This is a genomic window from Neoroseomonas eburnea (assembly GCF_018129005.1).
In the GTDB taxonomy this organism is placed as follows: domain Bacteria; phylum Pseudomonadota; class Alphaproteobacteria; order Acetobacterales; family Acetobacteraceae; genus Neoroseomonas; species Neoroseomonas eburnea.
In genome coordinates this window covers 100117-124398 of record NZ_JAAEDL010000017.1, presented here as the reverse complement: position 1 = coordinate 124398, position 24282 = coordinate 100117, and the positions used below count along the sequence as shown (strand labels likewise).

Annotated in this window: 30 protein-coding genes; 14 read left to right on the top strand and 16 right to left on the bottom strand. The window is 70.7% G+C overall.

The window, feature by feature from the left end; all coding sequences use genetic code 11:
- Window positions 1-14 precede the first annotated feature (14 nt).
- The 10 genes from GXW74_RS17545 to GXW74_RS17500 all read right to left on the bottom strand — a co-directional run bounded on the left by GXW74_RS17545 (window position 15) and on the right by GXW74_RS17500 (window position 7424).
- The gene (locus tag GXW74_RS17545) at window positions 15-488 is read right to left on the bottom strand and encodes a DUF6644 family protein (RefSeq protein ID WP_338148262.1); all 474 of its coding nucleotides are present in this window, start codon (window positions 486-488) and stop codon (window positions 15-17) included.
- A gap of 10 nt (window positions 489-498) precedes the next feature.
- Entirely contained in the window at window positions 499-891 is a 393-nt protein-coding gene (locus GXW74_RS17540; RefSeq protein ID WP_246523545.1) for a DUF6152 family protein, read from the bottom strand.
- Window positions 892-967: 76 nt separating this feature from the next.
- On the bottom strand, window positions 968-1339 hold the full coding sequence (locus GXW74_RS17535; protein ID WP_211847825.1) for a HesB/IscA family protein: 372 nt from the start codon (window positions 1337-1339) through the stop codon (window positions 968-970).
- Between the two features lie 8 nt (window positions 1340-1347).
- The gene (locus tag GXW74_RS17530) at window positions 1348-1722 is read right to left on the bottom strand and encodes an SUF system Fe-S cluster assembly protein (RefSeq protein ID WP_211847824.1); all 375 of its coding nucleotides are present in this window, start codon (window positions 1720-1722) and stop codon (window positions 1348-1350) included.
- Window positions 1715-2188 carry a Fe-S cluster assembly sulfur transfer protein SufU gene (sufU, locus tag GXW74_RS17525; RefSeq protein WP_211847823.1) on the bottom strand — a complete coding sequence of 158 codons (474 nt, stop codon included), beginning with the start codon at window positions 2186-2188 and terminating at the stop codon, window positions 1715-1717. Before sufU ends, GXW74_RS17530 begins: the two co-directional genes overlap by 8 nt.
- Window positions 2185-3432: an aminotransferase class V-fold PLP-dependent enzyme gene (locus tag GXW74_RS17520; protein WP_211847822.1), complete on the bottom strand. Its 1248-nt coding sequence runs from the start codon at window positions 3430-3432 to the stop codon at window positions 2185-2187. Before GXW74_RS17520 ends, sufU begins: the two co-directional genes overlap by 4 nt.
- Entirely contained in the window at window positions 3432-4724 is a 1293-nt protein-coding gene (sufD, locus tag GXW74_RS17515) for a Fe-S cluster assembly protein SufD (protein WP_211847821.1), read from the bottom strand. The genes GXW74_RS17520 and sufD overlap by 1 nt, the downstream gene beginning before the upstream one ends.
- Window positions 4721-5467, bottom strand: coding sequence for a Fe-S cluster assembly ATPase SufC (gene sufC, locus GXW74_RS17510; RefSeq protein ID WP_211847820.1), 747 nt, complete (start codon window positions 5465-5467; stop codon window positions 4721-4723). The genes sufD and sufC overlap by 4 nt, the downstream gene beginning before the upstream one ends.
- Window positions 5467-6963 (bottom strand): Fe-S cluster assembly protein SufB, encoded by a 1497-nt coding sequence (sufB, locus tag GXW74_RS17505; protein ID WP_211847819.1) that lies wholly within the window; start codon window positions 6961-6963, stop codon window positions 5467-5469. Before sufB ends, sufC begins: the two co-directional genes overlap by 1 nt.
- A gap of 14 nt (window positions 6964-6977) precedes the next feature.
- Window positions 6978-7424, bottom strand: coding sequence for an SUF system Fe-S cluster assembly regulator (locus GXW74_RS17500; protein WP_211847818.1), 447 nt, complete (start codon window positions 7422-7424; stop codon window positions 6978-6980).
- A gap of 139 nt (window positions 7425-7563) precedes the next feature.
- On the opposite strand from GXW74_RS17500, the gene GXW74_RS17495 reads away from it, so the two are divergent.
- On the top strand, window positions 7564-8448 hold the full coding sequence (locus GXW74_RS17495) for an alpha/beta fold hydrolase (RefSeq protein WP_211847817.1): 885 nt from the start codon (window positions 7564-7566) through the stop codon (window positions 8446-8448).
- Window positions 8449-8834: 386 nt separating this feature from the next.
- On the opposite strand, the gene GXW74_RS17490 is transcribed toward GXW74_RS17495, so the two are convergent.
- Both GXW74_RS17490 and GXW74_RS17485 read right to left on the bottom strand, forming a co-directional pair.
- Window positions 8835-9284, bottom strand: coding sequence for a GNAT family N-acetyltransferase (locus tag GXW74_RS17490; RefSeq protein ID WP_211847816.1), 450 nt, complete (start codon window positions 9282-9284; stop codon window positions 8835-8837).
- Window positions 9281-10585 (bottom strand): SAM-dependent methyltransferase, encoded by a 1305-nt coding sequence (locus GXW74_RS17485; protein ID WP_211847815.1) that lies wholly within the window; start codon window positions 10583-10585, stop codon window positions 9281-9283. The genes GXW74_RS17490 and GXW74_RS17485 overlap by 4 nt, the downstream gene beginning before the upstream one ends.
- A 132-nt stretch (window positions 10586-10717) precedes the next feature.
- On the opposite strand from GXW74_RS17485, the gene GXW74_RS17480 reads away from it, so the two are divergent.
- Genes GXW74_RS17480 through GXW74_RS17455 form a run of 6 tightly spaced genes read left to right on the top strand, consistent with a single transcriptional unit; the run spans window position 10718 to window position 16153 of the window.
- Window positions 10718-11632 carry an SDR family NAD(P)-dependent oxidoreductase gene (locus GXW74_RS17480; protein ID WP_246523543.1) on the top strand — a complete coding sequence of 305 codons (915 nt, stop codon included), beginning with the start codon at window positions 10718-10720 and terminating at the stop codon, window positions 11630-11632.
- Between the two features lie 23 nt (window positions 11633-11655).
- Window positions 11656-12090, top strand: coding sequence for a hypothetical protein (locus GXW74_RS17475; protein WP_211847814.1), 435 nt, complete (start codon window positions 11656-11658; stop codon window positions 12088-12090).
- Between the two features lie 16 nt (window positions 12091-12106).
- Window positions 12107-14158, top strand: coding sequence for an acetate--CoA ligase family protein (locus GXW74_RS17470; RefSeq protein ID WP_211847813.1), 2052 nt, complete (start codon window positions 12107-12109; stop codon window positions 14156-14158).
- Window positions 14151-14624: an ASCH domain-containing protein gene (locus GXW74_RS17465; RefSeq protein WP_338148261.1), complete on the top strand. Its 474-nt coding sequence runs from the start codon at window positions 14151-14153 to the stop codon at window positions 14622-14624. The genes GXW74_RS17470 and GXW74_RS17465 overlap by 8 nt, the downstream gene beginning before the upstream one ends.
- Before the next feature lie 37 nt (window positions 14625-14661).
- On the top strand, window positions 14662-15474 hold the full coding sequence (locus GXW74_RS17460) for a nitroreductase family protein (protein ID WP_211847811.1): 813 nt from the start codon (window positions 14662-14664) through the stop codon (window positions 15472-15474).
- Window positions 15467-16153 carry an NUDIX hydrolase gene (locus tag GXW74_RS17455; protein ID WP_246523541.1) on the top strand — a complete coding sequence of 229 codons (687 nt, stop codon included), beginning with the start codon at window positions 15467-15469 and terminating at the stop codon, window positions 16151-16153. Before GXW74_RS17460 ends, GXW74_RS17455 begins: the two co-directional genes overlap by 8 nt.
- Here GXW74_RS17455 and GXW74_RS17450 read toward each other — a convergent pair.
- Window positions 16141-16347, bottom strand: a complete 207-nt coding sequence (locus tag GXW74_RS17450) for a hypothetical protein (RefSeq protein ID WP_211847810.1) — start codon at window positions 16345-16347, stop codon at window positions 16141-16143. The genes GXW74_RS17455 and GXW74_RS17450 overlap by 13 nt on opposite strands.
- Before the next feature lie 148 nt (window positions 16348-16495).
- Between GXW74_RS17450 and GXW74_RS17445 the strand changes: the two genes are divergently transcribed.
- Entirely contained in the window at window positions 16496-17335 is an 840-nt protein-coding gene (locus GXW74_RS17445; RefSeq protein WP_211847809.1) for a transporter substrate-binding domain-containing protein, read from the top strand.
- 31 nt (window positions 17336-17366) lie between these two features.
- Window positions 17367-18113 carry an amino acid ABC transporter ATP-binding protein gene (locus GXW74_RS17440; RefSeq protein ID WP_211847808.1) on the top strand — a complete coding sequence of 249 codons (747 nt, stop codon included), beginning with the start codon at window positions 17367-17369 and terminating at the stop codon, window positions 18111-18113.
- Window positions 18114-18121: 8 nt separating this feature from the next.
- Here the strand turns inward: GXW74_RS17440 and GXW74_RS17435 are convergent, their stop codons facing one another.
- Window positions 18122-18706, bottom strand: a complete 585-nt coding sequence (locus GXW74_RS17435) for a hypothetical protein (RefSeq protein WP_211847807.1) — start codon at window positions 18704-18706, stop codon at window positions 18122-18124.
- Window positions 18707-18789: 83 nt separating this feature from the next.
- On the opposite strand from GXW74_RS17435, the gene GXW74_RS17430 reads away from it, so the two are divergent.
- The 3 genes from GXW74_RS17430 (at window position 18790) to GXW74_RS17420 (ending at window position 21209) form a co-directional block, all read left to right on the top strand.
- Window positions 18790-19470 (top strand): amino acid ABC transporter permease, encoded by a 681-nt coding sequence (locus GXW74_RS17430; protein WP_211847806.1) that lies wholly within the window; start codon window positions 18790-18792, stop codon window positions 19468-19470.
- Window positions 19458-20150 (top strand): amino acid ABC transporter permease, encoded by a 693-nt coding sequence (locus GXW74_RS17425; RefSeq protein WP_338148260.1) that lies wholly within the window; start codon window positions 19458-19460, stop codon window positions 20148-20150. The genes GXW74_RS17430 and GXW74_RS17425 overlap by 13 nt, the downstream gene beginning before the upstream one ends.
- 84 nt (window positions 20151-20234) lie before the next feature.
- A complete protein-coding gene (locus GXW74_RS17420; RefSeq protein ID WP_211847805.1) occupies window positions 20235-21209 on the top strand; it encodes a Bug family tripartite tricarboxylate transporter substrate binding protein in 975 nt (324 codons plus the stop codon).
- A gap of 239 nt (window positions 21210-21448) precedes the next feature.
- Here GXW74_RS17420 and GXW74_RS17415 read toward each other — a convergent pair whose 3' ends face one another.
- Complete coding sequence (locus GXW74_RS17415) at window positions 21449-21916, bottom strand: DUF3237 domain-containing protein (RefSeq protein ID WP_211847804.1); 468 nt, start codon at window positions 21914-21916, stop codon at window positions 21449-21451.
- 43 nt (window positions 21917-21959) lie between these two features.
- Window positions 21960-22391 (bottom strand): rhodanese-like domain-containing protein, encoded by a 432-nt coding sequence (locus GXW74_RS17410; RefSeq protein WP_211847803.1) that lies wholly within the window; start codon window positions 22389-22391, stop codon window positions 21960-21962.
- Window positions 22392-22507: 116 nt separating this feature from the next.
- Between GXW74_RS17410 and GXW74_RS17405 the strand changes: the two genes are divergently transcribed.
- Entirely contained in the window at window positions 22508-23140 is a 633-nt protein-coding gene (locus GXW74_RS17405) for a TetR/AcrR family transcriptional regulator (RefSeq protein WP_211847802.1), read from the top strand.
- 58 nt (window positions 23141-23198) lie between these two features.
- A complete protein-coding gene (locus GXW74_RS17400; protein WP_211847801.1) occupies window positions 23199-24281 on the top strand; it encodes an efflux RND transporter periplasmic adaptor subunit in 1083 nt (360 codons plus the stop codon).
- The last annotated feature ends 1 nt before the right edge of the window (window position 24282 follow it).

Here is a 24282-nt window from a genome sequence, read left to right as displayed (position 1 = left end):
GTATGATCCGGCCTCTATTGCAGGAAGCCGATCCAGCGCCCGGCCACCACGGCGGCCAGCCAGACGAGCAGCGAGAACAGCGCGGCGGCGCGCACGGACCAGGACAGGCGTCCTGTCTCCAGGCAGATCAGCCATCCGGGATTGAACCGCAGCACCAGCGCATTCAGCAGCCCCAGCGAAAGGATGCCGAGCTTGGCCAGGAAGGCCGGGTTCTCGAGATAGGCAGACGGCCGCGTGAGGAAGAGCAGGAGACCCGTCGGCGCGGCGAGGAGAAGGCCCACCACCGCCATGCGCGTGAGCGGCACCGCGAGATGCGCGACGGGATGCGTCCGGAACAGCCCCATCAGCCGCAGGTCCAGCGTGACGATGGAGCCGAGCAGCACCCCGATGGCGGCGACATGCGCCGCGTTCACCAACGGATAGACGACGGCCGAATCCCGCACTACGGCTACGACCGGCATGTCGGACAGGGCGCGGAGCAGGTCCACCTCGGCGCCGTCAGTTGCGCGTGATGCGGTCCGGGTAGATGTCGTAGGTCCTCTCGCCGATCCTGAGGCGGACGGCCTTCAACCGAAGCTCGCCCTGGGCGCGGGAGCGATGGCCGATGGCGACGACCTGCACGCCGGGCGCCGCCGATGCGGCGGTGAAGCCGGCGCGCGCCGTCTGCCGCGGGTTGCCGAGCTCGACGATCCACACCTCATTGTCGGTGGTCTGCACGCGCAGCGTCGGATGCGGCTGGCCGACATAGACCTCCCGGACGATGCCGCGGAGTTCCACCTGCTCCTCCTCCGCCCAGGACCAGCCGTGATGGGCGACGGCGGCGGAACTGCCCGCCAGGAGCATGGCGAGGCCTGCCGCGACCTGGCGACGGTGGCGAGGATGCTGGCTCATCGATGCCCTCCCGCTGGCTTGACCTTTTCCTGTCGGGGTCGCCGCCTCCGGCTTGCGGCCGGCGGGGCGGGCCCGATCAGACGTGGAAGGATTCGCCGCAGCCGCAGCGGCCCTTCTCGTTCGGGTTGGTGAAGGTGAACCCGGCGGTCATCGCCTTCACCTCGTAGTCCATCACCGTGCCGATCAGGAACAGCGTCGCCTTGCGGTCGATCAGCACGGTCACGCCCTTGTCGGTGATGACCTCGTCGCTCGGCGCGGCTTCGTCCGTCCAGGACAGGTCGTAGGACAGACCCGAGCAGCCCTTGGTCTTCACGCTGATGCGCAGCAGCCTGCCGTTCTCCCCCTTGGCGTAGAGGGCGCGCAGGCGGTCCGCCGCCGTGTCGGTCAGGGACATGACCGGCGGCAGGGCGCGGCGCGGCGGGGCGGGCGGGGTCGCGGTGACACTCATCGCTGGCCTCAGAACATGTTCAGGGCGAGGCGGGCATCCTCGCTCATGCGGGACTGGTCCCAGGGCGGGTCCCAGACGACCTCGACCTCGACATCGGTCACGCCCTCGACGGCGCGCACCGCCTCCTCCACCTGGCTCGGCAGTTCCTGGGCCGAGGGGCAGGACGGGGTGGTGAGCGTCATCTCGACCTTCACCTTGCCGTCGTCGGCGATCTCGATCGCGTAGACCAGGCCGAGCTGGTAGATGTCGACCGGGATCTCCGGGTCATAGACGGTGGAGATCGCAGCGATCACCGCATCCTCGTTCACCTTCGGCGCGGGGGGCCTGATCTCGCCATCGGGCGTCCAGGCGGCGCGGGTCTCGGTGGTGGCGGGTTCACTCACTGCTCGCCTCCTTGGTCCCGTCGAGCGCGGCGTTCAGCGTATGCCAGGCGAGCGTCGCGCATTTCACGCGGGACGGAAATTCATGCACGCCGGAGAGCGGCGCGAGGCGCTCCATCTCCTCCGCCAGCCCAGCGCCGCAGTCCGGGCAGGTGCCGGTCATCGCGAGTTCGCGGAACCTCGCGCCAAGCTCCTTCGCCTCCTCCGCCGTCTTGCCCTTCACCGTCTCCGTCATCAGGGAGGCGGAGGCGGTGGAGATGGCGCAGCCGCGGCCCTGGAAGGCGGCGTCGGCGATGTGCCCGTCCGGCGTCATCTTGACGAAGAGCTCGATGCGGTCGCCGCACATCGGGTTGTCGCCGCGCGCCGTCGCGTCCGCATCCTCCAGCCGGCGGAAGTTCCGCGGCTTGCGGCCGTGATCCAGGATGACTTCCTGGTAGAGGTCGCGCAGGTCGTCGAAGAGGCCGCTCATCTGAAGAACTCCCGCGCCTCGGTCAGGGCACGCGCGAGGAGGTCGATCTCCTCCTTCGTCGTATAGAGGCCGAAGGAGGCGCGCGTCGTGCCGTTCTCCAGCCCGAAGCGGGCATGCAACGGCTCTGCGCAATGGCGGCCGGCGCGCACGGCGATGCCCGCGCGATCGAGCAGCGTCGCGAGGTCGTGCGGATGCGCGGCATCGAGCGCGAAGGCGAAGACCCCGCCACGGTCCTGCGCCCGGCCGAGCAGCATCAGGCCAGGCACCTCGGACAGCGCGCCCATGGCGTGATCCACGAGGCTGCGCTCATGCGCCTCGATCGCCGGCATGCCGATGGCCGTCACGTAGTCGATGGCGGCGTGCAGGCCGACGGCCTCGATGATCGGCGGTGTGCCGGCCTCGAACTTCGCGGGCGCCGGCGCCCATTCCGACTTCTCGAAGGTGACGGAAGAGATCATGTCGCCGCCGCCGAGGAAGGGTGGCATGCGGTCGAGGTGTTCCAGCTTCGCCCACAGGATGCCGATGCCGGTGGGTCCGTACAGCTTGTGGCCGGTGAAGCAGTAGAAGTCGCAGCCGATCGCCTGCACGTCCACGCTGCGGTGCACCGCGGCCTGGGAGCCGTCGAGCAGCACCCTGGCGCCATGCGCGTGGGCCAGGGCGACGATGCGCTCCACCGGCGTGACGGTGCCGAGCACGTTCGACATGTGCGCGAGCGCGACCAGCCCGACCTTGCCGTCGGCAAGCTTGCGCCCGAGGTCGTCCATGTCGAGTTCGCCGCTGTCCGTCACGCGGCAGACGCGCAACTCGTTGCCCTTGTCGTCGCGCAGCATCTGCCATGGCACGATGTTGGCGTGGTGTTCGAGCTCGCTGATCAGCACCGCCTGGCCGGGCTCCATCACGCCGCGGCCCCAGGAATGCGCGACGAGGTTCATCGCCTCGGTGCTGTTGCGGGTGAAGACGATCTCGCGCGGGTCGGCGGCATGGACGAAGCGCGCGGTGGCGGCGCGCGCGGCCTCATAGGATTCCGTGGCGAGCTCGGACAGGCGATAGGCGCCGCGATGGACGTTGGCGTAGGCCGTTTCCATGCAGCGGACCATGGCGTCGATGACAGCGCGCGGCTTCTGCGCCGAGGCCCCGGAATCGAGGAACACCAGCGGCCGGCCGCGCGCCTGCGGCTGCGACAGGATCGGGAAGTCCTGCCGGATGCGCGCGACGTCGAATGCGACCGGTGCCAGCGTATCCATCAAGCAGCCGCCCCCTGTCGGGCCCACCAATTGTCGAGCGCCCGCGTCAGCGCGGTGCGCAGCGTGTCGTCGGTCACGGTCTCCACCGCCTCGTGCAGGAAGGCTTCGACCAGCATGGCCTTGGCCTGGCTCTCGGGAATGCCTCGGGTGCGGAGATAGAAGAGGCTGTCCGCATCCAGCGCGCCGACCGTCGCGCCGTGGCTGCACTTCACGTCGTCGGCGTAGATCTCGAGCTGCGGCTTGCTGTCGATCTCGGCTTCCTCCGAGAGCAGCAGCGCCTGGTTCATCTGGTAGCCATCGGTCTTCTGCGCGACCTGGCGGACCAGGATCTTGCCCTGGAAGACGCCGCGGGAACGGCCGGCCAGCACCGTCTTGTAGGTCTGCCGGCTGGCGCAGTCGGGCGCGGCGTGATCGAGCGCCGTGGTGGTGTCCACATGCTGGCCGTCGGCCGCCATCTGCGCCCCGTTCATGTGGCAGGCGGCCTTCGGGCCGGTCAGCACCGCGTGGATCTCGTTGCGCGTCAGCCGCGGGCCGGCGGCGACGGTGAAGTTGTCGTAGGTGCCACCGGCGGCGATGGTCGCGTAGATGGTGGACAGGTGGAAGACGGTCGCTTCCTCCTGCAGCATGCGGCCATGCGTCAGCGTCGCGCCTTCGGCGACCTCGATCTCGAAGACCGGATTATGCAGGCACTGGCCGCGGCCGGTCGCGGTCTCGATCAGCGTCAGCTTCGCCCCGGCGCCGAGTCGGATGAGGTGCCGCGGATGGAAGGCGAAGGGCCGACCCGGATCGACGGCGATGGACACCAGTTCCAGCAGCCCGGCATCGACGCCGTCCGGCAGGTCGAGGAACAGCCCGTCCTCGAACAGCATGGTGTTCAGCGCGGCGAGCGGCTCGGCCTCCGGCTTGGCCAGCGCGCCGAGCCAGGGCTCGGCGTCGTTGAGGTCCTGCGCCAGCCCCGTGGCGCGGAAGGGGAGGCCCCCCAGCGTCGAGAGATCCGGGCGGAAGCGGCCATCGACGAACACCGCGCGGCTGGCCGCGTTCGGGGGCGGCAGGGCCAGCGCGCCCTCGACCATCGTCAGCGGCTCGGCGAAGGTCGCCTGCGCGACGGGGCCGAGGTCGGTGTACTTCCATTGCTCCACGCGCCGCGTCGGGAAGCCGCGCGCGGCGAAATGCACGGCGGCGTCGGCGCGCAGCGTGTTGAGCCAGGGCTTGCGGGCGCCGGGCAGGTGGTCCTTCAGCCCTTCGTAGCGGGCGAGGAAGCCGGCGGCACCAGTGGCGACCTGTGCCGTCATGCCGCGGCCTGGATGGCGCCGTAGCCCTGCGCCTCCAGCTCCTTCGCCAGGTCCGGACCGCCCGACTTCACGATGCGGCCGTTGATCAGCACATGCACGCGGTCCGGCACGATGTAGTCGAGCAGGCGCTGGTAGTGGGTGATCACCAGCGCGGAGAAATCGGGCCCACGCATGGCGTTCACGCCATCGGCGACGATCTTCAGCGCGTCGATGTCGAGGCCGGAATCGGTCTCGTCGAGGATCGCGAGCGACGGCTGCAGCAGCGCCATCTGCAGGATCTCGTTGCGCTTCTTCTCGCCGCCGGAGAAGCCGACATTGACGCCGCGCTTCAGCATGTCCTCGGGCATCGACAGCGCCCTCATGCGTTCGCGCGCGACCTTGAGGAACTGCATGGCGTCGAGCTCGCCCTCGCCCTTCGCGCGGCGCAGCGCATTCAGCGCCGTGCGCAGGAAGGTGGCGTTGCCGACGCCAGGGAGTTCCACCGGATACTGGAAGGCCAGGAACAGGCCGGACGCCGCGCGTTCCTCGGGTTCCATCGCCAGGATGTCGACGCCGTTGAAGGTGGCGGACCCGCCGGTCACGTCATAGCCCTCGCGCCCCGCCAGCACGTAGGAGAGGGTGGACTTGCCGGAACCGTTCGGCCCCATGATGGCGTGCACCTCGCCCTTGGGCACCTCGAGGTCGATCCCCTTCAGGATCTCCTTGCCCTCGACCTCGGCGGTCAGACCTTCGATACGCAACATCAACCGACGCTCCCTTCGAGCGAAATCTGCAGCAGCTTCTGGGCTTCCACCGCGAACTCCATCGGCAGCTCCTTCAGCACCTCGCGGCAGAAGCCATTGACGATGAGGCCCACCGCCTCCTCCTCCGTCAGCCCGCGCTGGCGGCAGTAGAAGAGCTGGTCCTCGGCGATGCGGCTGGTGGTCGCCTCGTGCTCCACCTTGGCCGTGACACAGCGGTTCTCGATGTAGGGCACGGTGTGCGCGCCACACAGGTCGCCGATCAGCAGGCTGTCGCACTGGGTGAAGTTGCGCGCGCCGCTCGCCTTGGCGCCGATGCGCACCAGGCCGCGATAGGTGTTCTGGCCGTGCCCGGCGCTGATGCCCTTGGACACGATGGTCGACTTCGTGCGCGGGCCGATGTGGAACATCTTCGTGCCGGTGTCGGCCTGCTGGTAGTTGTTGGTGATGGCGACGGAGTAGAACTCGCCGACGCTGTCCGCCCCCTGCAGGATGCAGGACGGGTACTTCCAGGTGATGGCCGAACCCGTCTCCACCTGGGTCCAGGAGATCTTGGACCGCGCCCCGCGGCAGGCGCCGCGCTTGGTGACGAAGTTGTAGATGCCGCCGCGGCCCTCGGCGTCGCCGGGGTACCAGTTCTGCACGGTGGAATACTTGATGGTCGCGTCATCCAGCGCGACGAGCTCGACCACCGCGGCGTGGAGCTGGTTCTCGTCGCGCATCGGGGCCGTGCAGCCTTCCAGATACGAGACGTAGGCGCCCTCGTCGGCGATGATCAGCGTACGCTCGAACTGGCCCGTGCTCTTGGCGTTGATGCGGAAATAGGTGGACAGCTCCATCGGGCAGCGCACGCCCTTCGGGATGTAGACGAAGCTGCCATCGGTGAAGACCGCGCTGTTCAGCGCGGCGAAGAAGTTGTCGCCCTGCGGCACCACGGTGCCGAGATACTTCCGCACCAGATCCGGGTGGTTCTGCACCGCCTCGCTGATCGAGCAGAAGATGATGCCTTCCTTCTCGAGCCGGTCCTTGAAGGTTGTCGCGACGGAAACGCTGTCGAACACCGCATCCACCGCGACGGGCATGCGGCCATCGGCCGGCGCGCTGCCGGCGCCCTCGACGCCGGCCAGGATCTCCTGCTCGCGCAGCGGGATGCCGAGCTTGGCGTAGGTCTTCAGCAGCTCGGGATCGACCTCGTCGAGCGACTTCGGCGCCACCTTCTGCTTCGGCGCGGCGTAGTAGTAGCTTTCCTGGTAGTCGATCGGCGGATACTTCACCGCCGCCCAGCGCGGCTCCTCCATCGACTTCCAGGCGGTGAAGGCGCGCAGGCGCCATTCGAGCAGCCATTCGGGCTCGTTCTTCTTCGCGCTGATGAAGCGGACGATCTCCTCGTTCAGCCCCTTGGGGGCGAACTCCATCTCGATGTCGGTCTCGAAGCCCCACTTGTAGCCGGACTCGGTGACGGACTGGACGGTTTCGAGGGTTTCCGTGACGGCGGGCATTGGTCTTCTCCGTCCTATTCGGCGGCGGCGGTCTGGCGGTGCGGCACGACGGCCGGCACGCGCGCGAGGTCGGCAATGGATATGCCGGACAGCGCCCGGCGGATGGCTTCGTTCACGGGGTCCCAGCGGCCCCGGACGGGACACCTGGCCTCCGCATCGCAAAGGCCGAAGGAATTGTCCACGCAGGCCGTCAGCGCGATGGGACCGTCTATCGCGGTGATCACGTCGGTCAATCGCATCTCGACCAGCGGGCGGGTCAGCAGGTATCCGCCGGAAGCGCCGCGGCGCCCCTCGACCAGGCCGGCATGGGAGAGGATCTTGAGGACCTTCGATACCGTGGGCTCCGCAAGGCCGGTGGTCGCGGCAAGGCCGGGCGCGGTCATCACGCTCCCTTCCTCGGCGTCTTCCAGCCTGGTCAGCACCACCACGGCGTAATCGGTCATTTTCGACAGCCGCAACACGGCCGTTCGCCTCCAGCAATCAGGACCCAAATGGTCCGGATTGCAGATGCGCCCGCACTCCGTCGGTGTCAAGGCGCCTGGACGGGCAAGGCACTGCCGCACATGCTGCCGGCCGGCGAAACGGGAGGAGGAGAACGGCATGCCGAGGCTGCGGACGGATGACGGCGTGGAACTGCACTACCAGGAAGCCGGCACAGGCATCCCGATGGTGTTCGTGCACGAATTCGCCGGCGACGCCCGGTCCTGGGAGCCGCAGATGCGGTTCTTCTCCCGCCGCTACCGTTGCATCGCCTACAACGCGCGGGGCTATCCGCCCTCCGCCGTGCCGGCCGACCCGAAGGCCTATTCGCAGGACCGCGCGACGGACGACATCGCCGCGGTGATCAAGGGGCTGGGGCTCGGCCAGGCGCATGTCGTCGGGCTGTCCATGGGGGCCTTCGCGGCGTTGCATCTCGGCCTGCGCTATCCGGGGCTGGCGCGCAGCCTGGTCGCGGCGGGCGTCGGCTATGGCGCCGCGCCCGACAAGCGCGAGCAGTTCCGCGCCGAAACCGACCTCGCCATCGCGCGTCTGCGGGCGGAGGGCATGGCGGTGTTCGGCAGATCCTACAGCCGCGGCCCGACCCGCCTGGTCTTCGAGGAGACCGACCCGCGCGGCTACGCGGAGTTCCAGGCCCAACTCAGCGAGCATTCGACGGAAGGCTCCGCGCTGACCATGCAGGGCGTGCAGCGCGAAAGGCCGTCCCTCTTCGATCTTGCCGACGGGTTCCGGGGCTACACGACGCCGACCCTGGTGATTGCCGGCGACGAGGATGACCCGACGCTCGAACCGGCGCTCTACCTCAAGCGCACCATCCCGACGAGCGCGCTGATGGTGCTGCCGAAATGCGGGCACACCATGAACCTGGAATACCCGGACGCCTTCAACCGGGCGGTGCTGGACTTCGTGACGCAGGTGGATGCGGGGGCATGGAAACGGCGCATCCCCGACAGCCTGAGCGGGGCCATCATCGCGGCCAAGAGCTGACGCCGCTGGCGTCCTGCCCGTGAAGTGCGCTGGATCTCCAGCGAACGGAGCGGACAAGCAGGCCACTGAAGAGAATGGCTCGTGGCCAGAGTGCGAAGTCCGCGGGACCTCGGAATCATACCAGCGGCCGCCATTCGCGACCGTTGGCATGAGGCTTTTCGAGCCCTCCGACGCCGGACGCAAACCTCCGGTTGGCTTGGCTTCGCCGGACCACCGGCGGGCCGCATTCGCGGCCTCGGCACGAGGCAAGAACTCGTGCCGCTCGTATCAGGACACCAGAGCGGATCCCGACCAGGTGGAACCACCTGGTCGGGTGAAGATGCTCGCAAAAACAAAAGGCTAGAGCGGTTGCCGTGAGCCGAGGCGAACGGAAACCCCTCTCGGCGTCAGAGCTTCAGCTTCATTCCTTCGTGGCTCGCGACAAAGCCCAGCGCTTCATAGAAGCGCCGCGCATCCGGCCGCGCCTTGTCCGTGGTCAGCTGCACCAGGCCACAGCCGCGGGCGCGGCACTGCTCGATCGCCCAGTCGAACATGCGCCGCCCGAGCCCCGCGCCGCGGTGGCTCGCGGCGACGCGCACGCTCTCGATCTGCCCGCGCCACATCCCCAGGCGCGACAGGCCGGGGACGAAGGAGATCTGGAGGCAGCCGACGATCCGCGCCTCCTCCTCGGCTACGGCGAGGAGCTGGTTGGCATCGGCCCCGATCGCCGCGAAGGCCGCGTCATAGGCGGGATGGCCCGGCTGCTCCCGCGCCGCCCCCAGCACGTCGTCGGCGAGCAGCGCGACGATCGCCGGCAGGTCGGCTGCCGTGGCGCGGCGGAAGACCGGCTCGCTCACGCGTAAAGGTCGGCGCGCGTCGGCGGCAGGCCGGATGCGCCGCGGGTGCGCTTCGTCGCCACCGTCTGGAAGATGCCCACCGTGCCGCGCTCGAAGGCCAGCGCGCAGCCGGCAAGATAGAGCAGCCAGATCTTCGTCTTGGCCTCGCCGGCCTCGCGATACGCCGCTTCGCGGCTGGCATGCAGCCGTTCCGTCCACAGCCGGCAGGTGCGCCCGTAATGCTCGCGCCAGCCCTCGGTGTCGTGGATCTCGAAGCCGTTGCGCTCCATCGCGTCGGTGGTGCCGCCGATGTGGTCGAGCTCGCCGCCGGGGAAGATGTAGTTCACCAGCGTGCGGAATTCCGGGTTGGCGCGGCGGAACTTCTTCTCGGTCGCCTTCATCGGCCGTGCGATCGCGTGGTGCAGGTAGATGCCGCGCGGCTTCAGCAGCGACCGGATGTGGCGGAAATAGCCGTCGCGGTTGTCGAGCCCGACATGCTCGAACATGCCGATCGAGGCGACCTTGTCGAATTCCATCTCCTTCAGGTCGCGGAAGTCGCGCAGCTCGATGGTGACGCGATCCTGCAGGCCGAGCCGCCTCACCTTCTCCGTCGCGAAGTCGAACTGCGCCTGGGAGAGCGTCACGCCATGGGCATGGACGCCGTGGTGCTGCGCCGCGTGGCAGACCAGCCCGCCCCAGCCGCAGCCGATGTCGAGCATGCGCTCGCCGGGCCCGAGGCGCAGCTTGCGGCAGATCATCTCCAGCTTGGCGCGCTGCGCGGTGGCGAGGTCCGCCTCCCAGTCCGGGAAGTAGGCGCAGGAATAGACCATCTCGGGATCGAGGAAGAGCGCGTAGAAATCGTTCGACAGGTCGTAGTGGAACTGCACCTGGGCGCGGTCGTCGCGCCCCGCCCCGTGCTTCGCCGCCTGGGTGCCGGCATAGGCGTGCCCCGCCCCGCCGCCGCCCGGCCCGAACAGGAAGGGCAGGAAGGCCCGCAGCGCGAGCCCCTTGTCCAGCCGCTTCGCGATGCCGCGGGTGGACCCCGACCCGGCGCGCGCCGCGAGGTCGAGCAGCGTCCCGCCTTCCAGATCGACCGCGCCCTCGGCGATCAACTCCACCACCGTCGGCAGGCGCGGCCGGCGCACCAGGCGCGTGAGCGCGGCCGGGGTCGCGATCGCGACCGTGAGATCGCCGCGCGCACCGGGGGCCAGCGGCAGCACCGTCCCGTCCCAGAGGCGGACGGACAGGTCGAGCGGGGCCAATTCGGCCACATGCTCCGCGAAGCGGCGCAGTGCCGCGATCCGGCGATCACCCCTGCCCATGCTGTCCGCTCCTGCCTGCCATGTCCGGGGCCGCATCTACGGGCGGGCGCCGGCCGGGGCAACCCGGCTTCACGGCCCGGCAAGCCGGGTCTAGAAGCTTAGCTGGCTAAGGACCTAGGAGGGATACGCCAGATGCCGAACATGCTCGAGGGCAAGGTCGCGATCGTCACCGGGGGTGGCAACGGGATCGGGCGCGAGATCGCCATCATGATGGCCGCGCAGGGCGCGAAGGTCATCATCAACGACATCGGCGCCTCGGTCTCCGGTGAGGGCCAGGACGCGACGCCGGCCCAGCAGACCAAGGCGATCATCGCCCAGAACGGCGGCACGGCCGAGATCTCGACCGACAGCGTCTCCTCCTGGGCCTCGGCGCAGAAGATCGTGCAGGCGGCGCTGGATCATTTCGGCCGCATCGACATCGTCGTGAACAATGCCGGCATCCTGCGCGACCAGATCTTCCACCGCATGACGGTCGAGGAATGGGATGCGGTCATCGCGGTGCACCTCAACGGGTCCTTCTACGTCTCCCGCGCCGCCGCGACGCATTTCCGCCAGCAGCAGTCCGGCGCCTATGTGCACATGTCCTCGACCTCGGGCCTGATCGGCAATTTCGGCCAGGCGAACTACTCGGCGGCGAAGCTCGGCATCGTCGGGCTGTCGAAGTCGATCGCGCTCGACATGGCGCGCTTCAACGTGCGGTCGAACTGCATCGCGCCCTTCGCCTGGAGCCGCATGACCGGCACCATCCCGGCGGAAACCCCGGAGCAGAAGCGCCGCGTCGAGCGCATCATGCAGATGACGCCGGACAAGAACGCGCCGCTGGCGGTCTTCCTGGCCTCCGACGCGGCGAAGGACGTGACCGGGCAGATCTTCTCCCCGCGCATGAACGAGCTGTTCGTCTACAGCCAGATCCGCCCGATCAAGTCGGTGCACCGCGAGAACGGCTGGACGCCGGAAGCGATCGCCGAATACGCGCTGCCGTCGCTCGCCCAGGGCTTCTCGAAGCTCGAGCGGTCCGGCGACGTGTTCTGCTGGGATCCGATCTGAGCTTCCCTGTGCGGCGGGCGGTGGTGGCGGTGCTCGCTGTCGCCCTGCCCGCCATGGCGGCCGCCCAGACCCGGGAGGCGCAGGACGCCGCGATGCGCCTGCCGCCCATCCCGGCGCTGGAGGCCCTGCTGCGGGCTGCCCCCTGCGCCTTCTCCGAAGCCGCGCGGCATCTCGCTCCCCTGCCGTCGAACCTGCCCTGGGCCCGCCCGGCGGCGGTGCTGCTGTTCGACGGGCTGCCCGGCCTGGCGCCGGGCGACCGTGCGGCCCTGGTGCGGCCGACGCGCGAGCTGATGGCCCGCGCCGCGACGCGCGCCCGCATCGCCGAGGGCGATGTCACGCTGCATGCGTCCGACCTCTCGCTGCTGCCCGCGGACGCCCCGGCGCCGGCCTTCCTCGCCCTTCACATCGCCCCGGCCGCGACGCCCCCGGAAGGCTGCATCGCGCCAGGTCCGCGCTGAACCGGAAGCTCCGTCCATGAACGCCCTCGCCCCCGCCCTGCTGAACCCCCGCCGGATCGCGCTGGTCGGCGCCTCCGCCGATCCGACGCGGCTGACGGCGCGCGCGCAGGTCTATCTGCGCAGGCACGGCTTCGACGGCGCGCTCTATCCGGTGAACCCGCGGGCGGAGACCGTGCTCGGGGAACGTGCCTATCCGACCCTCGCGGACGTCCCGGGGCCGGTGGACCTCGCCTATCTGCTGCTCGGCACCGAGCATGTGGAAGGCGCGATCGCCGATGTGGCGGCGAAGGGGATTCCGGTCGCGGCGATCCTCGCCGATGGCTTCGCCGAGGCCGGGCCCGAAGGCCAGGCACGGCAGGCGCGGCTGCTGGCGACGGCGCGCGCGGCGGGCGTGCGCATCCTCGGGCCGAACTCGATGGGGCTGATCAACCTGAACGCGCGTACCGCCTGTTCCGTGAACGCGGCGCTGGAGGCGGAGAGCCTGCCGGCCGGGCGGCTCGCGCTGGTGTCGCAGTCGGGCTCCATGCTGGGCGCGATCATGGCGCGCGGGGCGGCGCGGGGGCTCGGCTTCTCGCACCTGATCAGCACCGGCAACGAGGCCGACCTGACGGCCAGCGAGATCGCCGGCCTGCTGGTGGACGACCCGCAGGTGGACGCCATCCTGCTCTTCCTCGAAGCGATCCGCCGCGCCGACCTGCTGGCGGAGGCGGCGCGGCGGGCGCATGCGGCGGGCAAGCCGATCATCGCCTTCAAGCTCGGGCGGTCCTCCTTCGGGGCGGAACTCGCCAACAGCCACACCGGCGCGCTGGCGGGGTCCGACGCCGCGGCGGACGCCTTCTTCCGCGCCAACGGCATCGCGCGCGTCACCATGATCGAGGCGCTGCTGGAGGCCCCGGCCCTGTTCATCGGGCGGAAGCCGCTGGCGGCGCCGAAGCGGGCCGTCTCGGTGATGACGACGACCGGCGGCGGCGGGGCGATGGCGGTGGATGCGCTCGGCGTCGCCGGGATCGAGACGCGCGCGCCGGATGCCGTGGCGGTGGAGGGCCTGAAGGCCGCCGGCCTGCCGCATCACGGGCGGATGATCGACGTGACGCTCGCCGGCACGCGGGCGGACAAGGTGAAGGCGGCGCTGTCGGCGCTGTCGGCCGACCCGCACACCGACCTGGCGCTGTCGGTCATCGGGTCCTCCGCGCAGTTCCGGCCGGCGGATGCGGTCGCCGGCATCCTGGGCGCGGCGCAGGCGGGGCTGGGCAAGCCGGTCGCGGCCTTCCTGGTGCCGCAGGCGGATGTCTCCCTGCGCATGCTGGGCGAAGCCGGCATCCCCGCCTTCCGCACGCCGGAATCCTGCGCCGACGCGATCCGCGCCTTCCTGGACTGGCAGGCGCCGCGCGCCGTGCCGGAGGCCCCGGCCGTTGCCCATGCCCTGCCGGCACGGCCCGACGAGGCCGATGCGCGGCGGCTGTTCGGCGCGCTCGGCCTCGAGACCGGCATCGCGGTGATGGCGACGCCCGAGGCGGTGCCGGAGGGCCTGCGCTACCCGGTGGCGCTGAAGATCCTCTCGCCCGACCTCGCGCACAAGACCGAGGTCGGCGGCGTCGCGCTGAACATCGCCGATGCGGCCGCGCTGAAGCTGGCCGCGAGGGAGATGCTGGCGCGGGTGGCGGCCAGGGCGCCGGATGCCACGATCACCGGCTTCCTCGTCCAGCCCATGGCCAAGGGGCTGGCCGAGGCGATCCTCGGCTTCCGGCGGGACCCCGAGAGCGGGCCGGTGGTGCTGGTCGGTGCCGGCGGCGTGATGGCAGAGCTGCACCGCGATACGGCGCTGCGCTGCGCCCCGGTCGGGCTGGAGGAAGCCCGCGCCATGATCGCCGAGGTGAAGGGCCTGAAGCCGCTGGCCGGCTGGCGCGGATTGCCGAAGGGGGACCTGGAGGCGCTGGCGGCGGCGATCGTCGCCGTCGCCCGCCTGGCCGCCGTGCAGGAGGTCTCGGAGGCCGAGATCAACCCCCTGATCGTCCATGCCGAGGGCCAGGGCGTGACGGTCGCCGATGCCTGGGTGGTCCGTGGCTGATCGCACGCCCGCGGTCGAGGCCTTCTGGGCCGCCTACCGGACGGCCTCGGGGGTCGGCCATGACCGCTACGACGTGGTCGCCATGGGGGATTCGCCGGAACTGGCGGATGAACTCCTCGCGTTGATTCTGGCCGGCCCGAAGCGCGCCACGGCCTCCCTCGCGCGGGACTACGGCGAAGGGCGCGCGCCCTTGCCGGCCGCCGGCGACCACGTGGTGGTGACCGACGCCGGCGGCGTGCCGCGCTGCATCTGGCGCACCACCGAGGCCACGGTGAAGCCGCTGATCGCGGTGGACGACGCCTTCGCCTGGGATGAGGGCGAGGGCGACCGCAGCCGGGCCTTCTGGCTCGACGCACACCGGACCTACTTCGCGCGCCAGGCCGTCCGCGAGGGCTTCGTGCTCACCGATGCCGAACCGACGGTGTTCGAGCGCTTCCGCCTGGTCTGGCCGACACCGGACCCATGACCTTCCCGCCGCGCCGCCGGGGTGCCACGCTGACGCCATGCCCGTCCAAGACCTGATCCAAGCGCGCTACGGCGCCCTGCCCTTCGACCCGCCGGCGGAGATCCCGCCGGCGCTGGCCGCCCTGCTCGACCGCCGCGTGACGCGGCGCTACCGGGCCGAGGAGGTGCCGGACCCGCTGCTCGACACCGTGCTCGCCGCCGCGCAGTCGGCGCCCTCCAAGTCCGACCTGCAGCAGTATTCCGTCGTCGTGACGCGGGACGCGGCGAAGATCGCCAAGGTGGCCGACTGGATCGGCACCATGCCCTGGATCAAGGACGCGCCGGTCTTCCTGCTGTTCTGCGGCGACATGCGGCGCGGCCAGGCGGCCTGCGCGGCGCATGGGCGGGCGCACGCCAACAACAACATGGACACCTTCCTCAACACCGCCGTGGATGCTGCGCTGGCGATGGGAATGGCGGTCGCGGCGGCGGATGCGGCGGGGCTCGGGACCTGCCCGATCTCCTACGTGCGCAGCCATATCGAGAAGGTCGGGCCGCTCTTCGGCCTGCCGGAGGGGGTCTATCCGGTGGCCGGGCTCACCCTCGGCTGGCCGGCGGCGCGCAACGAGGTGACGCCGCGCCTGCCGCCTTCCGTGGTGGTGCACCGGGAAACCTACGACGATACAGGGCTGGGCGAGGCCTTCGCGGCCTACGACGCGCTGCGGCCGAGGCAGAAGCCGCGCTACCCGGAGGTCCACGGTCCGGCCCCCGAAGGCTGCACCTGGTCGGAGAACGCGGCGCGGCAGCTCTCGGTGCCGGAGCGCTTCGGCTTCCGGGCCTGGCTGCGCCTGAGGGGCTTCGCGCTTGACTGACTCCCGCCACCCCGACCCCACCGCCGACAATCCCGGCGGCGCGGATGCCGAAGGCCATGTGCGCCGCGTCGTGCGGCCGCGCGATGCCGCCAGCCTGATCCTCTGGCGCCTGGGACCCGCCGGGCCGGAGGTGCTGATGGGCAAGAGGCATTCCCGCCATCGCTTCATGCCCGACGTCATGGTCTTCCCCGGCGGGCGGGTCGATGCGGACGACCATCGCCAGCCCGCCGTCAGCGAGCTCGGCGCCACCGCGCGCCGCATGCTGGAACGCCGCGCCACGCCGGCGCGTGCGCGCGCCATCGGCATCGCCGCCGCGCGCGAATTGTTCGAGGAAACCGGCCTGGTGCTGGGCGAGAAGCGGGGGGAGGCGGTCGCCGCAGACCTCGCGGCGCTGCACTATGTCTGCCGCGCGGTGACGCCGGGCGGCCGGCCGATCCGCTTCAACGCCCGCTTCCTCGCCGCCCCCGCCGAGGCGGTGCATGGCGAGATCGCCGGGTCCGGGGAGCTGGAGCGCCTCGACTGGTACACGCCGGAGGCGGCGCACCGCCACCATGTCGCCGACATCACCGGCAAGGTGCTGGTGGAATTCCTGGCCTGGCTGGAGATGTCCGCGCGGGCGCGCTCAACCCGCGCGCTGGTGGTCTTCCGCGGGATGGACAACCGCCATCAGGAACGGTGATCGGCCGGGCCGCCGCGCCGCGGCTCCAGCATCATCAGCCCGCCCAGCATCAGCGCCGCGCCGCCGAGCGCCAGCAGCGCCGCGACCATCAGCGGGATGCGTCCCGGCGCGGTCGCGTCGCCGAGCAGCATCACGACGAGCAGCAGGTTCCCGACCAGTCCGGCGGCGATCATGGTAAGAGGGATGACAGGCATTGGGGGGCTCCGTTCATCCGGAGTTGACCCCCCCGGCGCGGCGCCACCGGGACGCCCACAAGGCAGTTTTGTGGCGGCCCCCGCATGGACAGCGGGGCAGCCATCTGGAAATGTTGCAGGGCACAACGCGACTCACGGAGGCTTCACGATGCGCAGGCTGCTCGCCGCCGCTCTCATTTCGGCCGTCGCTGCGGGGCCCGCCCTCGCCCAGGGGCAGCCGCCGCTGCGCTGCGCCGTGGACGGCACCTTCGCGCCGCACGCCTTCCCCTCCCTCCAGGGCGGCGTGCAGGGCTTCCAGATCGACCTGTTCCGCGAGGTCGCGCGCCGGATGGGCCGGGAGATCGTGATCGACTCCGCCGCCTTCTCCGGCCTCATCCCCGCGCTGAACGCCGGGCGCTACGACTTCCTCTGCGCGCCGACGACGGTGACGCCGGAGCGCGCCGAGGCGCTGCTCTTCACCGAGGGCTACCTCTGGACCGAGCTGCAGTTCGGCATCCGCCGCGGCACGCCGCCGATCCGCTCGGTGGAGGACCTGCGCGGCAAGACCATCAGCGTGAACAAGGGCACGCCCTACGAGCAGTGGGTGAACAACAACCGGGAGCGGCTGAACCTGACGCTGCTCGCCTTCGACAGCCAGGCGGACGCGGCGCAGGCGGTGATCCAGGGCCGCGCCTATGCGAACCTCTCGGGCAATACGGTGGTGCGGTATTCGGCCTCCCGCTCGCCGCAATACGTGGCGGATTTCGTGCTGCCCGGCACGCGCTTCCACTGGGGCACGCCGTTCCGCCGCGATTCCGGCGCGATGCGCAACCAGGTCGAGGACATCATCACCTGCATGAAGCGCGACGGCACGGTGGCGCGCCTGTCCGAGCGCTGGTTCGGCAGTGCCCCCGGCCCCGACCAGGCGGAACGCATCGAGTTCCCGGGCTACGGCGTGCCCGACCTGCCGGGCTTCGACCCGACGCCGCAGAACCCGACCTGCGGCTGATGCCCTTCGCGGCGAAGCGCGGGCGGGGCGCATGAGCGCCCACGCCCCGATCGTGGATGCCCGCGCGATTCACAAGCACTTCGGCCACCTTCACGTCCTGAAGGGGGTCGACCTGCAGGTGGCGGAGAAGGAGCTGGTCTTCCTGATCGGCCCCTCAGGCTCCGGCAAGTCCACCCTGCTGCGCTGCCTGAACCGGCTGGAGGAACCGACCTCGGGCTCGGTGATCGTGGATGGCATCGACATGCTCGATGCCCGCACGGACATCAACAAGGCCCGCCAGCGCATCGGCATGGTGTTCCAGTCCTTCAACCTCTACCCGCACATGACGGCGCTCGGGAACGTCGCGCTGGCGCTGCGCAAGGTGCAGGGGCTGGGCAAGGCGGCAGCCGAGGCCAAGGCGCGCGCGGCGCTGGACCGCGTGCACCTGGCCGACCGGGCGGACCACTACCCGCTGCAGCTCTCCGGCGGGCAGCAGCAGCGCGTGGCGATCGCGCGGGCCATCGCGCTCGAACCCCGCGTCATGCTGTTCGACGAGCCGACCAGCGCGCTCGACCCCGAGCTGGTGGGCGGCGTGCTGGCCGTGATGCGCGAGCTGCGCGAGGACGGCATGACGATGGTGGTGGTCAGCCACGAGATGGGCTTCGCCAAGGCGGCCGCCGACCGGGTGGTGTTCATGGCCGACGGCGCCATCGTCGAGCAGGGCGTGCCGGCGGAGATCTTCGCCGCCCCCAGGCATGACCGGACCCGCGCCTTCATCTCGCAGATCGAGCGGCATTGATGCCGCGCTCAGGTGTCGGCGCCCTCGCATTCGCGGGCGGGGCGGGTGAAGGAGAACCAGCCCTGCGGCACGCGCAGGCAGCCCTGCGCCCAGTCGCCTTCGATGACGCGGCCGTTGAGCACCAGCCGGCCGCGCCCCTGCGGATGGGACCGGCTCCAGCCGCCTTCGTAGACGATGCCGGCCCGCGGCAGCTCGACGCGGCCCGAGACGAACAGGTCGTCGCGGAAGATGCCCTGCTGGACCACCCGGATCTCCTTGCCCGCGGTGATGGTCAGCCGCCCCTCGCCCTCGTTCCGGCCGCGGCGCATCGCGCCTTCGTAGATCATGGCGCGCTCGCCGCCGTCTTCCCGCCAGCGGACCTCGCCACGCCCTTCGCCTTCCGCCGGGCCATCCGGGCAGGGGCCGGTCCAGCTCGCGGTGAGCCCCTCGGCGCCGGCACGGATGCCGCTCGCCCAGAGCCAGCAGCCGCCCGCCCCGTCGCTGACGAAGCCCCCCTGCCCGCCGGGCACCAGGCGCTCCGCCTCGGGCGGCGGGCCCGCCGCGGCGCAGAGCAGGGCCAGCACGGCGAGAACGGGGGTGGTCGGTCGCTGCATCCGGTGCGTCCCTTCATCGGCAGCCGGGCACCGCACGCCCGGCGGCGCCAGGATAGCGCAGCCCCGCGCGCGAGGCGCGCGCCATGAGCGGCTGGGAAAGGTTCGTCGACAGCTTCTTCAACGCCCGCGTGATGGCGCAGTACCTGCCCAAGATCATCGAGGGGTTCGGGCTGACCGTGGTGCTGGCGCTGCTCATCATCGCGGCGGGGCTGGCGCTCGGGCTGCTGCTCGCGCTGCTGCGCGCCTTCGGCATCAGGCCGCTCAACTGGCTGATCATCTTCACGGTGGACCTGTTCCGCGCCCTGCCGCCGCTGGTCATCATCGTGCTGCTGTTCTTCGGCCTGCCCAATGCGGGCATCGAGCTGTCCGGCTTCGTCGCCTCCTGGCTGTCGCTGACGCTGGTGCTGATGGCCTTCTCCGAGGAGATCTTCTGGGCCGGCATCACCTCCGTGCCGAAGGGGCAGTGGGAAGCGGCGCGGTCGACCGGGCTCGGCTTCGTGCAGACGCTCGGCCATGTCGTGCTGCCGCAGGCGCTGCGCATCACCATCCCGCCGCTGACCAACCGCACCATCGCCATCACCAAGGGCACGGCGCTCGCCTCCGTCGTCGCGGTGCCGGACATCCTGGGGGCGGCGAATGCGGGGGTGTCCTTCTCCTTCAACCCCTCCCCGCTCACCCTCGGCGCGATCGCCTACCTGGTGCTGTTCTTCCCCGTCGTCGTCCTCGGCCGCTGGATCGAGACGCGCTTCGCGTGGAAGCGCTGATCCCGATGGACATTTTTCTCGACACCTTCTTCAACTGGCAGATCGTCCAGGAAGCTTGGCCCATCCTATGGCAGGGCCTGCAGGCGACCTTGCTGCTCTCGGCGCTGGTGGTGCCGATCGGCGTGGCCGGCGGCATCATCCTCGCGGTGCTCGCCACCGTGCACTCGCCCTGGGTGAAGTGGCCGCTGCGGGTCTGGGTGGACACCTTCCGCGCCCTGCCGCCGCTGGTGCTGCTGGTCTTCATCTTCGCCGGCCTGCCCTTCATCGGCATCGATGTCGGCGCCTGGGGGGCAGTGGCGATCGGCTTCTTCCTCAACACCGGTGCCTACTACGGCGAGATCCTGCGCGCCGGCATCGAGAGCGTGCCGCGCGGGCAGCTCGAAGCCGCACGCTCCACCGGCCTCACCCGCGGGCAGACCATGGCCTATGTCGTGCTGCCGCAGGCGGTCAGGAACGTGCTGCCGGACCTGATCTCCAACACGCTGGAGGTGGTGAAGCTGACCTCCATCGCCTCTGTCGTCGCGCTGCCGGAACTGCTGTTCCAGGCGCGTCAGGCGCAGAGCGTCACCTACAACGCGACGCCGATCATGGCCGCCGCGGTCGCCTACTTCGTCCTCCTCTGGCCGGTTGTCCGGCTGCTGTCCAGGCTGGAGAACCGGCAGCTCGCCGGCCGGCAGTAGCGCGCCGGCGCCAGCCGGGCGAGACTGCCGCACGGGACCGCGCCCCGAGAGCGCGGCTCGCGAAATGCCAGGAATGAGGACCCCATGACCATCAGGATCACCCGCCGCCCGCTGCTCAGCGGCCTCGCCGCGGCCGGCCTGGCGCGGCCCGCCTTCGCGCAGGGCAGCACCCAGGCCCGGCCCATCACCATCATCGTGCCCTTCGCCCCGGGCGGCAGCACCGACATCGTCAGCCGCCTGATGGCGGAACGCATGACCGCCACCCTCGGCCAGACCGTGCAGGTGGAGAACCGCCCCGGCGCCAACACCATCATCGGCGCGGAATACGTCGCCCGGTCCCGCCCGGACGGCCAGACGCTGCTGATGGCCGCCGGCACGACGCTGACCATCAACCCGGTGATCATCCCGAACCTCTCGTACAAGCTGGAGGATTTCGCGCCGATCATGCTGGCCACCACCTTCCCCTTCGGCATCATCACGCGCCTGCAGGGCGGGCCGGTGGACGTGCCGGCCTGGGTGGCGGCGGCCAAGGCGCGGCCGGGGCAGATGACCTACGGCACCAACGGGCCGACCACGCTCACCAATGTCGCGATGATGATGGTGATGGAACGGCTCGGCATCACCATGCAGGACGTGACCTACCGCGGGGATTCGGCGCAGCTCGCCGCGTTCCTCGCCGGCGACCTCGACATGCTGATCGTCGCCGGCGGCACGGCGCAGCCGGTGCACCGCAACCGGCAGGGGCGGCTGATCGCCTGGACCAGTTCGCGGCGTGTCGAATCCACCCCGGACGTGCCGGCCATCTCCGAATTCGCGCCGGGGCTCGAAGTGCTGTCCTGGTTCGGGCTGCTGGCGCCGGCGCGCACGCCGCCGGAGATGGCGCAGCGGGTGAACGCGGCGGCGAACGATGCGCTGCAGGATGCCCGCATCCGCGAGAGGCTGACCACGGAGGGGCAGTTCCTCGCGGGCGGGACACCGCAGGATTTTGCGAACTTCCTGCAGCGGTCGGACCAGGCCTGGCGGCCGATCCTCAGCAGGCTGGACGTGCCGAGGAACTGATACCGACGGCCGCTATTCGCGACCGCTGGCATCGGCCGTTTCCTGCCCTCAGGCGCCGGGCGCAAACCTCCGGCTTGCTTGGCTTCGCCGCACCACCGGCGGGCCGCATACGCGGCCTCGGCACGAGGCAAGAACTCGTGCCGCTCGTATCAGCCAGGAGCACCCGGCGCGCCGGGTGCTCCCATCAGGTGATCAAAAAAGGAGAGGGGATCGGGGGGAGTTCCCTCCCCCCCGGCTTTCTACGCGATCGCATAGACATCGTAGGTCGGCCCGCTCGGCGGCCGCTGCCCGACGCCGACGGCGATGATCCTGTTCATCCAGGCAAGGTCCGGCGCCCCCGTCTCGAAGCGCACCGCGGTCCGGAAATAGTACTCCGACGGCTCCACCGTCTGGCCTGCATTGAGCCGCGCCAGAACCTCCGGCGAGCCGGTGCGCACGCCCGTGTAGTGCATGTACACGACGCCGCCGGACTCCGACTTCAGCGTCAGCCGCACATCCATGTGCGCCGTGCCGTCCGGGTCGACGCGCAGCCAGTCGGCGGCGCTGCCGGGCAGCACCTCGCCCTTGAAGCGCGGGCCCTCGGCGGTGCCGCCGGTGACGGGAATGATGCGCAGCTCCCCGTTCCGCGCGGTGCCGACCATCTGCGGCGTGCCCACGGACAGGACGATGCGGAACAGGAATTCGGAGTTCAGCGGCAGTGGCGTCATGGCGTTCTCCCCTATCGGATGACGGAGGGAGAATGCCCGCGCCTCAGCGTTGCCGCCAGGGCAGGCCGGAGGCCTTCCAGCCGGCCACCATGCCGCGATGACCCTCGGCATCGACCGGCCCTTCGAAACCGTCGGCGACATTGAAGGCGTGCGGGAAGCCCGCCGCCTGCGCGGCCTGGCCGGCAGCGAGCGAGCGCGCCCCGGACCGGCAGATGAAGTAGAGCTTGTGCAGCGGCGTCAGCCCCGCCTTGTGCAGCTGGTCCGCGAAATGCCCGTTCACCTGCATGGTGGGGTAGATCTGCCACGGGATGAGCACCGTCTGCTTGGCGATGGAATTCAGGTCGGGCAGGCCGACGAAATTCCATTCCGCATCGGTGCGCACGTCCACGAGCGCGGCCTGCGGATCGTTCCGCAGCGCGTCCCACGTCTCCTTCGGGCTCACATCCGGCACGCCTGTCACGACAGTCTTCCTCATTCCCGCGCGAAGCCTTGACATTGGTGCGCCGCGGCACGCGGAGCAACCGTCCCGCTGGCATGTGAGCCCCGCCTGCCGTAGAAGGCGTCAATACGACTGACGGATTTCATCAGCGCATGACAAGCCCGGCCCCCATCGTCCAGGAGGACCGCGCGACCGCGACACGGCGCCGCATCCTGGAGGTCGCCGAGGCGCTGTTCCGCAGCATCGGCTACCAGAAGACCGCGGTCGCCGACATCGCCCGCGAACTCGGCATGTCGCCGGCCAATGTCTACCGCTTCTTCCCCTCGAAGAGCGCCATCAACGAAGCCATCGCGGAGCGGCTGCTGTCCGGCGTGGCCGGCGAGCTCGACGCCGTCGCCGACGGCCGCGGCCCGGCGGCGGATCGGCTGCGCGACATGCTCCGCCTGCTGCATGCGAGGCACCTCGCGCTCTTCTTCCGGGAAAAGCGCATGCACGACATGGTCTCGGCGGCGATGAGCGAGCATTGGGGCGTCATTGCCGCCTTCATCGGCCGGATCGAGGCGGCCTTCGCCCGCGTTCTCGCCGACGGGGTCGCCCGCGGGGAATTCGCGCCGCTCGATCCGGCGGTGGCGGCACGGCAGCTCAAGCAGGCGACCTTCCTCTGGACCCATCCCGTGCTGATCGCCGACTGCCTGGAGAAGCGGGTGTCGGACGAAGGGCAGATGGCGGCCGAGCTGGAGGAGATGCTCGACCTCCTGCTTCGGGGGCTGAGGGTTGATTCCTGACGATTGTTGACTTTCATCAATCGAAACAGATAGGCTCGCTCGACCCAGGAGCCGAGCCATGCGTGCTGCCCTCCCTGCCCTCGCCGCCCTCGCCTTGCTTCCGGCCTGCCGCGACAACGGACCGCAGGCCGCCGGAGCGGAACCCCCGAAGCCCGTCCAGGTGGCCGAGATCCGCTTCGCCCCGGCCGAGCAGCCGCGCGCCTTCGCCGGCGTGGTGAAACCGCGGCGGGAGGCCGATATCGGCTTCCGCGCCGGCGGGCGGATCGCCATGCGGCTGGTCGATGTCGGCGCCCATGTGCGGGCGGGGGACGAATTGGCGCGCCTGGATCCCGCCGACATCGCGCTGGCCGTCCGCGCAGCGGAGGCCGAACTGGCGGCCGCCGAAGCGGAGTCCGGCCGTGCCGCCGCGGATGCCGCCCGCTCCGCCGCCCTGCGCGCCGCAGGCCATGTCGCCGCCGCCTATGACGAGCAGCGCCAGGCCACGGCCCGCAGCGCCGAGGAGCGCTGCGCCGCGGCGCGCGCCAATCTCGCCATGGCGCGCAATCGCCTGGACCATACCATCCTCCGCGCGCCTGCCGATGGCGTGGTGACCGCGCTGATCGCCGAGGCCGGCCAGGTCGTCGCCGAGGGCCAGGCGGTCATGCGCATGGCCGACCCGACCGAGCGCGAGCTGATGGTCCAGGTGCCGGAAGGCGCCCTGCCCGACCTCGCCCGCGCCTACGCCGAGGCGGTGCTCTGGGCCCGCCCCGGGGAGACCGTCGTCGCGCGGCTGCGGGAGGTGGCGCCGCAGGCCGACCCGATGCTGCGCACCTATGCCGTGCGCTTCGCCCTGCCCGAGGCGCCGGACTGGGCAGCCCTCGGCATGACGGGCACGGTGCGGCTGCGCGCCGAATCCGCCCCGGTCGCGCTGCTGCCGGCCTCCGCCCTGCACGACCGCGGCCAGGGGCCGATGGTGTGGAAGGTGGAAGGCACCCGCGTCACCGCCGTGCCGGTGGAAGTCGCACGCCTCGGCGAAACGCAGGTCGCGCTGCGCGGCGCGCTCGCCGAAGGGGACAAGGTGGTGGCGCTCGGCCCGCAACTGCTCGATCCGGGCAGCAGCGTGCGCGTGGTGCAGACGCGCGCCGCCGCCACTCTGCGCTGAA

What these genes read in the sequence shown, in the direction of transcription:
- sufC (WP_211847820.1), bottom strand. Translation starts at nt 5,467, where the DNA reads ATGTTGCGTATCGAAGGTCTGACCGCCGAGGTCGAGGGCAAGGAGATC.
- GXW74_RS17520 (WP_211847822.1), bottom strand. Translation starts at nt 3,432, where the DNA reads ATGGATACGCTGGCACCGGTCGCATTCGACGTCGCGCGCATCCGGCAG.
- GXW74_RS17485 (WP_211847815.1), bottom strand. Translation starts at nt 10,585, where the DNA reads ATGGGCAGGGGTGATCGCCGGATCGCGGCACTGCGCCGCTTCGCGGAG.
- GXW74_RS17460 (WP_211847811.1), top strand. Translation starts at nt 14,662, where the DNA reads ATGCCCGTCCAAGACCTGATCCAAGCGCGCTACGGCGCCCTGCCCTTC.
- sufD (WP_211847821.1), bottom strand. Translation starts at nt 4,724, where the DNA reads ATGACGGCACAGGTCGCCACTGGTGCCGCCGGCTTCCTCGCCCGCTAC.
- GXW74_RS17495 (WP_211847817.1), top strand. Translation starts at nt 7,564, where the DNA reads ATGCCGAGGCTGCGGACGGATGACGGCGTGGAACTGCACTACCAGGAA.
- GXW74_RS17410 (WP_211847803.1), bottom strand. Translation starts at nt 22,391, where the DNA reads ATGAGGAAGACTGTCGTGACAGGCGTGCCGGATGTGAGCCCGAAGGAG.
- GXW74_RS17400 (WP_211847801.1), top strand. Translation starts at nt 23,199, where the DNA reads ATGCGTGCTGCCCTCCCTGCCCTCGCCGCCCTCGCCTTGCTTCCGGCC.
- sufB (WP_211847819.1), bottom strand. Translation starts at nt 6,963, where the DNA reads ATGCCCGCCGTCACGGAAACCCTCGAAACCGTCCAGTCCGTCACCGAG.
- GXW74_RS17405 (WP_211847802.1), top strand. Translation starts at nt 22,508, where the DNA reads ATGACAAGCCCGGCCCCCATCGTCCAGGAGGACCGCGCGACCGCGACA.
- GXW74_RS17450 (WP_211847810.1), bottom strand. Translation starts at nt 16,347, where the DNA reads ATGCCTGTCATCCCTCTTACCATGATCGCCGCCGGACTGGTCGGGAAC.
- GXW74_RS17470 (WP_211847813.1), top strand. Translation starts at nt 12,107, where the DNA reads ATGAACGCCCTCGCCCCCGCCCTGCTGAACCCCCGCCGGATCGCGCTG.
- GXW74_RS17535 (WP_211847825.1), bottom strand. Translation starts at nt 1,339, where the DNA reads ATGAGTGTCACCGCGACCCCGCCCGCCCCGCCGCGCCGCGCCCTGCCG.
- GXW74_RS17480 (WP_246523543.1), top strand. Translation starts at nt 10,718, where the DNA reads ATGCCGAACATGCTCGAGGGCAAGGTCGCGATCGTCACCGGGGGTGGC.
- GXW74_RS17420 (WP_211847805.1), top strand. Translation starts at nt 20,235, where the DNA reads ATGACCATCAGGATCACCCGCCGCCCGCTGCTCAGCGGCCTCGCCGCG.
- GXW74_RS17445 (WP_211847809.1), top strand. Translation starts at nt 16,496, where the DNA reads ATGCGCAGGCTGCTCGCCGCCGCTCTCATTTCGGCCGTCGCTGCGGGG.
- sufU (WP_211847823.1), bottom strand. Translation starts at nt 2,188, where the DNA reads ATGAGCGGCCTCTTCGACGACCTGCGCGACCTCTACCAGGAAGTCATC.
- GXW74_RS17440 (WP_211847808.1), top strand. Translation starts at nt 17,367, where the DNA reads ATGAGCGCCCACGCCCCGATCGTGGATGCCCGCGCGATTCACAAGCAC.
- GXW74_RS17540 (WP_246523545.1), bottom strand. Translation starts at nt 891, where the DNA reads ATGAGCCAGCATCCTCGCCACCGTCGCCAGGTCGCGGCAGGCCTCGCC.
- GXW74_RS17435 (WP_211847807.1), bottom strand. Translation starts at nt 18,706, where the DNA reads ATGCAGCGACCGACCACCCCCGTTCTCGCCGTGCTGGCCCTGCTCTGC.
- GXW74_RS17415 (WP_211847804.1), bottom strand. Translation starts at nt 21,916, where the DNA reads ATGACGCCACTGCCGCTGAACTCCGAATTCCTGTTCCGCATCGTCCTG.
- GXW74_RS17430 (WP_211847806.1), top strand. Translation starts at nt 18,790, where the DNA reads ATGAGCGGCTGGGAAAGGTTCGTCGACAGCTTCTTCAACGCCCGCGTG.